At 66.7% G+C, this 8,564-nt stretch carries 7 protein-coding genes; 6 read left to right on the top strand and 1 reads right to left on the bottom strand.

From position 1 onward, the window contains the following. Window positions 1-174: 174 nt before the first annotated feature. Window positions 175-531 carry a hypothetical protein gene (locus EA346_RS11305; protein ID WP_296758626.1) on the bottom strand — a complete coding sequence of 119 codons (357 nt, stop codon included), beginning with the start codon at window positions 529-531 and terminating at the stop codon, window positions 175-177. Window positions 532-659: 128 nt separating this feature from the next. On the opposite strand from EA346_RS11305, the gene EA346_RS11310 reads away from it, so the two are divergent. The 6 genes from EA346_RS11310 to EA346_RS11335 form a co-directional block, all read left to right on the top strand. Then, window positions 660-1,004 carry a hypothetical protein gene (locus EA346_RS11310; protein ID WP_296758629.1) on the top strand — a complete coding sequence of 115 codons (345 nt, stop codon included), beginning with the start codon at window positions 660-662 and terminating at the stop codon, window positions 1,002-1,004. A 343-nt stretch (window positions 1,005-1,347) separates the two neighbouring features. After that, on the top strand, window positions 1,348-2,163 hold the full coding sequence (locus EA346_RS11315; RefSeq protein ID WP_296758630.1) for a (Fe-S)-binding protein: 816 nt from the start codon (window positions 1,348-1,350) through the stop codon (window positions 2,161-2,163). Continuing rightward, the gene (locus EA346_RS11320; RefSeq protein ID WP_296758632.1) at window positions 2,163-3,593 is read left to right on the top strand and encodes a LutB/LldF family L-lactate oxidation iron-sulfur protein; all 1,431 of its coding nucleotides are present in this window, start codon (window positions 2,163-2,165) and stop codon (window positions 3,591-3,593) included. Before EA346_RS11315 ends, EA346_RS11320 begins: the two co-directional genes overlap by 1 nt. Further along, window positions 3,590-4,243 (top strand): LUD domain-containing protein, encoded by a 654-nt coding sequence (locus tag EA346_RS11325; RefSeq protein WP_296758634.1) that lies wholly within the window; start codon window positions 3,590-3,592, stop codon window positions 4,241-4,243. Before EA346_RS11320 ends, EA346_RS11325 begins: the two co-directional genes overlap by 4 nt. 109 nt (window positions 4,244-4,352) lie before the next feature. Then, complete coding sequence (locus tag EA346_RS11330; protein ID WP_296758636.1) at window positions 4,353-6,122, top strand: L-lactate permease; 1,770 nt, start codon at window positions 4,353-4,355, stop codon at window positions 6,120-6,122. 143 nt (window positions 6,123-6,265) lie between these two features. Further along, window positions 6,266-8,564, top strand: a 2,299-nt coding sequence (locus EA346_RS11335; protein ID WP_296758640.1) for a DEAD/DEAH box helicase, incomplete at its 3' end; no start/stop codon positions are given.

Raw genomic sequence — 8,564 nt, forward strand, 5'->3', positions numbered from 1 at the left:
CCATGGCCAATGGCCTTTCATGGTCGGGGGTGGCCCGAGGCCATGAAAGTTAGCGCAGCGTAACCCGACGTTCCGGGGGTGCCCAGGACGACGCCGGTTTGTGGCCATGGTTGGGTGCGAGACCCGTCGGGTTACGCCCTTTGGGCTAACCCGACCTACGGTTTGCGGCTCCCCTCACCCCTCGGTCAACGGTGTGTATTCGTGCCGTCCCCGTTGCAGCCGCTTGTAGCGGCGGATCATGATCATCGCCTTGCGCACCGTGGGCGGATCGATCCGCTCCACCGGCAATCCCACCGTGATCGGCACTGCATCCGGGCCTGCTGCACCGATTTCGATGTAATTGGCGGCGGACTGGCGCGCCAGGTCGGTCGAATGGGACTCCAGAAGGGCGTGCAGGGTGGCCAGCCAGGTGACCCGCCGGCCTTCGAAGGGGCCCTCAAAACGCAGGCGCAGGGTCTTCCCGCCCGGTTCGTCGAGCAGTTCGGCCTCGCTCAGGATGTCCTCGGGGGCGTCGGATCGGTGTGGCGTCATGGGCCTTCCGGTTGGGGGTGAGGCGGATTCCAGTCTATTGTCTTGCCCTGTACGGCGCATCGCGCCAGGATCCGGGTGTCCCGCGACGGCGCAGCGGGGCAGAGGAAAACGGAGAAGGAGGAGGATCGATGAAGGCTCCCGGCATCAGGACCGCCATTCCCCAGCGCCGTTACAAGCTGGGGGATTTCTCCATCGTCGTGCTTGGTGATATCGAGAGCGACGACGGTGTCGATTACCGCTATGTCTTCGCGACGGTGCAGGACGGCGCGCAGGAACCGCAATTCTACGTGCTCTCGATACGCAGCCCGGACGCGATCGGCGATTTCGCGCTGCGCGTGCTGAGTCCCGAACTGGATCGCGAGCTCGATGTCTCGGGGCGCTGGCGCGACCTGGACGTCTTCTGCGACCAGGCGATCGCACTGGCGCAGCAGGTGCTGAGTCTGGGTGACGAGCAGCCTCACCGCCTGCTCTAGCAGCCTGTCGGACTTGGGCTGCTCCTGCTGCGCCAGTGGGAGGAGCGGTGCATTTTTCCCTGATCTCTCGTTGCTTAGAACCACTATGCGCCTCGATATCATGAAAAACTGCCCTCGCTCCCCCACGCGGCTCGCTACGGGCACCCAAGTCCGACAGGCTGCCAGGGGTACGGCTGGGCAGGGAAATGGAACCGGACCTTTCGGACCGCGCCGATATCGACTATAAACTCCGGACAGGCGAATCCAACGGCCGACGGATGGTTCCAGATATGCCCAGCCCCGCAGCAATGCGCGCAGCGTCCCACGGGAACCGAGTCGTGTTCCTCCTCCCCGGGCACGGTCGATGAGCGCTACGGGGAGTGAATCCATCACCGACACGCCGATCGATCACCCCAGGGTCGGCCTCTTCGTCACCTGCCTGGCCGACATCTACCGTCCCAATGTGGGGCTCGCCGCGGTTGCGCTGCTGGAGAAAGTCGGGTGCAGCGTCGAGGTTCCGCAGACCCAGACCTGCTGCGGGCAGCCCTCCTACAATAACGGGGACCTCGCCGGTGCCGCGCGGACCGCGCGCAACACCATCGAGGCTTTCGAGGACTTCGACTACGTGGTCGTGCCTTCCGGTTCCTGTGCCGGCATGCTGCACGATTTCCCCCGACTGTTCGAGTCGGAGCCCGGGTGGCAGCAGCGTGCCCGCGCAATGGCCGGCAAGACCCACGAACTGATCTCCTTCCTGACCGACGTGCGCGGGCTGGACGCCGTCGATGCCTCCTTCGGCCGTGCCGTGACCTATCACGACAGCTGCCATGGCCTGCGTGCGCTGGGCATCAAGGAGCAGCCGCGCAGGCTGCTGGCGAGCGTCGGCGGCCTGGAACTGCGCGAACTGAATGACTCGGAGATCTGCTGCGGCTTTGGCGGCACGTTCTGCGTGAAGTACCCCGAGATCTCCGGGCGCATGGTCGCGGACAAGGCCGATGCGATCGCCGCGACCGGCGCCAAGGTGGTCCTGGGCGGGGATCTCGGCTGCCTGCTCAACATCGCCGGGCGCCTGGGCCGCGAGGGCGGCGACGTGAGTGTCTACCATGTCGCCGAGGTGCTGGCCGGCATGGCCGATGTGCCGGGTCTGGGAGATCCGCCCGGTTCCGGCGGGAGGTCGCGCTGATGGAATCGCTGAGCCACGCATTCAAGGAACGCTCGGTCCACGCTCTGAAGGACGAGACCCTGCAGGTCGCGCTGCACCGCGCCAAGGACGGGTTCGCGGTGAAGCGGGCGAAGGCCGTCGAGGGTCTGCCCGAATTCGATGCCCTGCGCGACCGCGCGGTCGCGATCAAGAACCACACCCTGGAGAACCTGGACCACTACCTGGAACGTTACGCGGACGCCGTGGAGCGCAGCGGCGGCAAGGTCCACTGGGCCTCCAGCGCCGAGGACGCCCGCCGCATCGTGGTGGAGATCTGCCGCGCCGCCGGCGCGAAGATGATCACCAAGGGCAAGTCCATGGTGGGCGAGGAGGTGGGCGTCAACGGGGCCCTGGAAGGCGCCGGCTTCGAGGTGGTGGAGACCGATCTCGGCGAATACATCATCCAGCTTGCGCACGAGCCGCCCAGCCACATCATCGTGCCCGCGGTGCACAAGACCCGCGGCCAGATCGCCGATCTGTTCCATGAAAACCATCAGAAATACGGCCTGACCCGGAAGCTGTCCGAGGTTCCCGAGATGGTCAATGAGGCGCGCCAGGTGCTGCGCAGCAAATACCTCGACGCCGACGTCGGGATCACCGGCGCGAATTTCCTGATCGCCGAGAGCGGCACCAGCGTGATCGTGACCAACGAGGGCAACGGCGACCTGACCTGCTCTCTGCCCAGGGTGCACATCGTGACTGCCGGGATCGAGAAGGTCGTGCCTACCGCCGAGGACGCGACCACCCTGCTGCGTCTCCTCGCGCGCAGCGCGACCGGACAGGATCTGACCACGTACACCACCTTCAGCACCGGCCCGAAGCGGGCGGACGACACCGACGGCCCCGAGGAGTACCACGTGGTGCTGGTGGACAGCGGCCGCTCGACGATGCTGGCGGACCAGTTCCGCGAGATGCTGCGCTGTATCCGCTGCGGGGCCTGCATGAACCACTGCCCGGTCTACGGCGCGATCGGCGGCCATGCCTATGGCTGGGTGTATCCCGGTCCGATGGGTTCGGTGCTGACGCCGCTCAGCGTCGGCCTGAAGGAAGCCGGCAACCTGCCCAACGCCTGCACACTGAACGGTCATTGTGCCGAGGTCTGTCCGGTACGGATCCCGCTGCCGGACCTGCTGCGCACGCTGCGTCACCGCGAGTATCAGCTGAAGCTCGGGTTGAAGCCGCTGCGATGGGGTCTCGCGGCCTGGGTCTGGTTCACTTCCCACCCGCGCATCTACCGGCTCGGGACCCGCGTGCAGGCGCGCATGCTGGCCACGCTGGCCGGCCGCAAGGGGCGCTTCACCCGCATGCCGCTGGCCGGCGGCTGGTTCAAGGGGGGGCGCGACCTGCCCGCCCCGCAGGGCGAGACCTTCATGGCCGTGTGGGCGCGGCGCCAGAAGGAGCGCGGACAATGAGCGGTCGCGAAACCGTGCTGGCGGCTATCCGCCAGGGCCTGGGCCGCGGCCCGCTGGGAGATGCCGCGCGCCGGGCGCTGGATGAGCGGCAGGGGGCCACCGATAGCGCGCCCTTGCTGCCGAAGCTACCGAAGGGTCCGCTGCAGCAGGTCTTCCGCGCGGGCCTGGAGAAGGTTTCGGGGACCATGAGCGAGGTCACGAAGCTGGACGAGGTACCCGGCGCCGTGGCCGGTTACCTCTCGGGGCACGGGCTGGCGCCCGAGGCGGCGGTCGCGCCCTCGCTGGAGTCGCTGGACTGGTCTGGAGCCGGGATCCAGGCCAGCTTCGGGCCGACCCGCGGGGGAGACTATGCCGGGGTCAGCCTGGCCTGGCGCGGCGTGGCGGAGAACGGCAGCCTGGTGCTCCTGTCCGGACCCGAGAATCCGACCTCCCTGAATTTCCTGCCGGACCATCACATCGTGGTTCTGCACGGGAAGGATCTCGTTCCGCATCTGGAGCCGGTCTGGGTCGCGCTCAGGGAACGCGGCGAGCAGGGCTGGCCCAGGACCGTGAACGTGATCACCGGGCCCTCGCGCACGGCGGACATCGAACTGACGATCCAGTTGGGTGCCCACGGTCCGCGCAGTCTGCACGTACTGTTGGTCGACTAGCAGAACAGCCTCAAGGGAGTCCCTGGACGCCCGGGGTAAAAGAGAAAGCGCGCCTCCCTTTGGTCGGGGCGGCACAGCCGGATACCAATAACAACAGAGGAGCATGTTCATGAACCTGGGAATACTGTTTCTGCTGGCATTGATGCCAGTACTCACGGTCCTCGTCTTCCTCGTGATTCTGCGATGGCCGGCGAAGCATGCGATGCCGCTGGCCTACGTGGTCACGGTGGCGATCGCGCTGCTGTTCTGGGGTACGGATTTCCTGGTGGTGGCGGCAGCCAGCGTACATGGTGTCGTGACCGCACTGAATATCTTGTTCATCGTCTTCGGCGCGATCCTGCTGCTCTACACTATGCGCGAGAGTGGCGCGATGCAGACGCTGCGGCGGGGATTCAGCGACATCTCTCCGGACCGGCGCATCCAGGCCATCATCATCGCCTGGATGTTCGGGTCCCTGATCGAGGGCTCGGCCGGGTTCGGTACGCCGGCCGCCGTGGCGGCGCCATTGCTGGTGGCCATCGGATTCCCGGCGATGGCGGCGGTGCTGTCGGCGCTGATCATTCAGTCCACCCCGGTCTCGTTCGGGGCGGTTGGTACCCCGATCCTGGTCGGTGTCAATGCCGGTCTGTCGGGGCAGGAGATGGTCGAGGCGCATATCGGCGACGTCGCCTTCGCGGATTACCTGTTGCAGATCGGCGTGAATGTGGCCTTCATCCATACGCTGGTCGGTTTCCTGATCCCGCTGATCATGGTCGGCATGCTGACGCGTTTCTTCGGGAAGTCGCGATCCTTCCGTGAGGGTCTGAAGGCCTGGAAATTCGCACTGTTTGCCGGTTTCGCGTTCACCATTCCCTACCTGCTCGTGGCGCAGCTGCTGGGTCCGGAGTTCCCGTCCATCGTCGGCGGCCTCGTCGGTCTGGCCATCACGGTCACCGCAGCCAAGCGCGGCTTCCTGGTGCCGAAGGACGTGTTCCAGTTCGAGGAGCGCAGCAAGTGGGAGCCCGAGTGGATCAGCCGCTTCCAGGATCAGCCAGACCCGGTGCGCACCGGTGCCGCGATCACGATGTTCCAGGCCCTGGTGCCCTACATCGTCGTGGTGGCGCTGCTGGTGATCACCCGTACCGTCGAGCCGGTGACCGCGTTCCTGCGTTCTCCCGACGTGACCCTGTCCTGGGCCGGCATCTTCGGCACCAACATCAACACCTCGTCGCAGCCGCTGTACCTGCCGGGGGCGGTGCTGCTGGTGGCGTCGATCGTCACCTACTTCCTGCACAAGATGTATAGGGAAAAGGGCGCCTATGCCCGGGCCTGGGGGCAGTCGGGCAAGACGATCCTGGGTGCCAGCGTGGCCCTGCTTTTTGCGGTGCCGATGGTGCAGGTGTTCATAAATTCCGGGCAGGCCGCAGCCTACGATTCCATGCCGGTGGTGCTGGCGCAAGGCGTGTCCGCGGTCTCCGGTTCCTGGTGGCCAATGTTCTCGCCGATCATCGGGGCTTTGGGCGCGTTCATCGCTGGATCGAATACGGTCAGCAACATGATGTTCTCGCTGTTCCAGTTTGAGACCGCCGTCCTGATCGACCTGACCGCCAACCAGGCTGCCTTCGTCGTCGCTCTGCAGGCCGTCGGCGGCGCCGCCGGCAACATGATCTGCGTGCACAACGTGGTTGCGGCTTCCGCCACGGTGGGACTCATCGGGCGCGAGGGTGACCTGATTCGCAAGGCGCTGATCCCGATGACCTACTACGTGCTGGCCGCCGGTGCGTTGGGTATGGCGATCATCTATGCGGCGTTGTTCTGGTATCTCGCATGGGTCGCGGTGGTTGTGGCCTTCCTCTTGTTCATGTACTTCAACAGGGGCCGGGCACCCGCTGCAGCGTGACGATGTTCCGCGGGCCCTCCTGACGCAGGGAGGGCTCCAGGCGGGACCTTCATCCCCGCTCCCCATGTATGGGGGGCGGGGCTTTTTTTTCCTGACCCATACCGGATCATAATGCGGCACGGGTTTCACGAGCGGGACGGATCATGGCGGACGCAGCCAGGACAATGCAGGCGGGCACCGGAATCGACGATCCGGTGCGGCGGCTGGTGCGGCGCCTGCAGGCCCGTTACGCGGGCCGGATCACCGGCGGCGTGGTGCTGCCCGAGCGCCCGGCGCAACTGCTGCCCCTGCCCGGGGAACTCGACCCGCGACTGGATGCGGCGCTGCGCACACGCGGCATCCAGCAGCTCTACAGCCATCAGCGCGCGGCCTGGGATGCAGTGACCGCTGGCCGGCATACGGTCGTGGTTACGCCCACCGCCTCGGGCAAGACGCTGTGCTACAACCTGCCGGTGCTGCAGGCGGCGCTGAAGGATCGCGCAAAGGCTTTGTACCTGTTCCCGACCAAAGCGCTGTCACAGGACCAGGTCGCCGAGCTGATGGAGTTGAACGAGGCCGCGAATCTCGGCATCCGCGCGTTCACCTTCGACGGCGACACCCCGGGCGATGCCCGCAGGGCGGTGCGTACCAGGGGCGATATCGTCGTGTCGAACCCGGACATGCTGCATCAGGGGGTGCTGCCGCATCACACCAAGTGGGCGCAGTTCTTCGAGAACCTGCGTTTCGTGGTCATCGACGAGATGCACACCTACCGCGGTGTGTTCGGCTCCCACGTCGCCAATGTGATCCGGCGGCTGCGTCGTGTCTGCCGGTTCTACGGCTCGGATCCGGTGTTCGTGCTGAGTTCCGCGACCATCGCGAACCCCGGGGAACTGGCGGAGGCATTGATCGGCGAACCGGTGACTGCGATCACCGAGAGTGGTGCGCCGACCGGCGAACGCCACCTCCTCTTGTGGAACCCCCCGGTTGTGAATGCCGATCTCGGCATCCGCGCCTCGGCCCGCTCGCAGGCCACGCGCATCGCCCGCATGGCGGTGAAGAGCGGGTTGAAGACCATCGTGTTCGCGCAGTCGCGGCTGATGGTCGAGGTGCTGACCAAGTACCTGAAGGACGTGTTCGACGCCGATCCGCGCAGGCCGGCCCGGGTCGCGGCCTATCGGGGCGGCTACCTGCCCGGTCAGCGGCGCGCGACCGAGAAGGCGCTGCGCGCCGGCAACGTCGACTGCGTGATCGCGACCTCGGCGCTGGAATTGGGCGTGGACATCGGCAGCCTGGATGTCTGCGTGCTGAACGGCTACCCGGGCACCATCGCCGCGACGTGGCAGCGCCTGGGTCGGGCGGGTCGGCGCATGCGGCCGTCGCTCGGAGTGCTGGTTGCGAGCAGCCAGCCGCTGGACCAGTACATCATCCGCAATCCCGACTTCTTCCTCGGCAGCTCGCCCGAGCACGCGCGCATCGACCCCGACCAGCTCCTGATCCTGCTCGACCACGTGCGCTGCGCTGCCTTCGAGCTGCCGTTCCGGCGCGGCGACCGCTTCGGGAAGGAGAACCTCGAGGAACTGCTCGGGTACCTCGAGGAGCACGGCGTGCTGCACCGGGAGGACGATACCTGGCACTGGACCGAGGACAGCTACCCGGCCCAAAGCGTGAGCCTGCGCTCGGTTGCCGAGGGCAATTTCGTGGTGGTGGACAGCACCGGCGGAGGCCGGGACATCATCGCCGAGGTCGACTACTCGAGCGCCGCCGAGACGATCTACGAGGGCGCGATCTACATGGTGCAGGCCCAGCCCTACCAGGTCGAGCGGTTGGACTGGGCCGGGCGCAAGGCCTTCGTGACGCGCACCGCGGTCGATTACTACACTGATGCGATCGACTACACGCGGCTGAAGATCCTGGACCGCTTCGAGAACCGTCAGGATGGGCGCACCGAGACCGCGCACGGCGAAGTGCACCTGGTGCGGCGCATCCCCGGCTACAAGAAGATCCGCTACTACAGCCACGAGAACATCGGCTACGGCAACATCGACCTGCCGGACCAGGAGATGCACACCACCGCCGCCTGGTGGGAGGTCGCGCCGGAGGTGCTGGCGGAGTGCTTCCCGAACCGGCAGCAGGCGCTGGACGGCTTTCTCGGTGCCGCCTATGCGATGCACCACGTGGCGGCGCTGATCGCGATGTCCGAGCCGCAGGACATCGGCCGCGCGGTGGGCGACGGCGACGCCCGCTGGTTCGCGACCGTGGGCGCCGACGGGCGTGGCCAGATGCGCCGCCCTGACGGCGGCGAACAGGACCCTGCGCAGGAGACGCGCTTCCGGCCTGCGGTCTTCCTGTACGACAACTTCCCAGGCGGCGTCGGCCTGGCCGCGCCGCTGTTCGACCAGCGCGGGCAGGTGACCGCGGGCGCGGCCCGGTTGATCCGTGAATGTGAATGCCGCCACGGCT

Source organism: Thioalkalivibrio sp. (genome assembly GCF_007692535.1).
GTDB lineage: Bacteria > Pseudomonadota > Gammaproteobacteria > Ectothiorhodospirales > Ectothiorhodospiraceae > Thioalkalivibrio.

Bases quoted from the DNA above. Each gene is read 5' to 3' on its own strand.
- EA346_RS11305 (WP_296758626.1), bottom strand. From the start codon at position 531: ATGACGCCACACCGATCCGACGCCCCCGAGGACATCCTGAGCGAGGCC.
- EA346_RS11310 (WP_296758629.1), top strand. From the start codon at position 660: ATGAAGGCTCCCGGCATCAGGACCGCCATTCCCCAGCGCCGTTACAAG.
- EA346_RS11315 (WP_296758630.1), top strand. From the start codon at position 1,348: ATGAGCGCTACGGGGAGTGAATCCATCACCGACACGCCGATCGATCAC.
- EA346_RS11320 (WP_296758632.1), top strand. From the start codon at position 2,163: ATGGAATCGCTGAGCCACGCATTCAAGGAACGCTCGGTCCACGCTCTG.
- EA346_RS11325 (WP_296758634.1), top strand. From the start codon at position 3,590: ATGAGCGGTCGCGAAACCGTGCTGGCGGCTATCCGCCAGGGCCTGGGC.
- EA346_RS11330 (WP_296758636.1), top strand. From the start codon at position 4,353: ATGAACCTGGGAATACTGTTTCTGCTGGCATTGATGCCAGTACTCACG.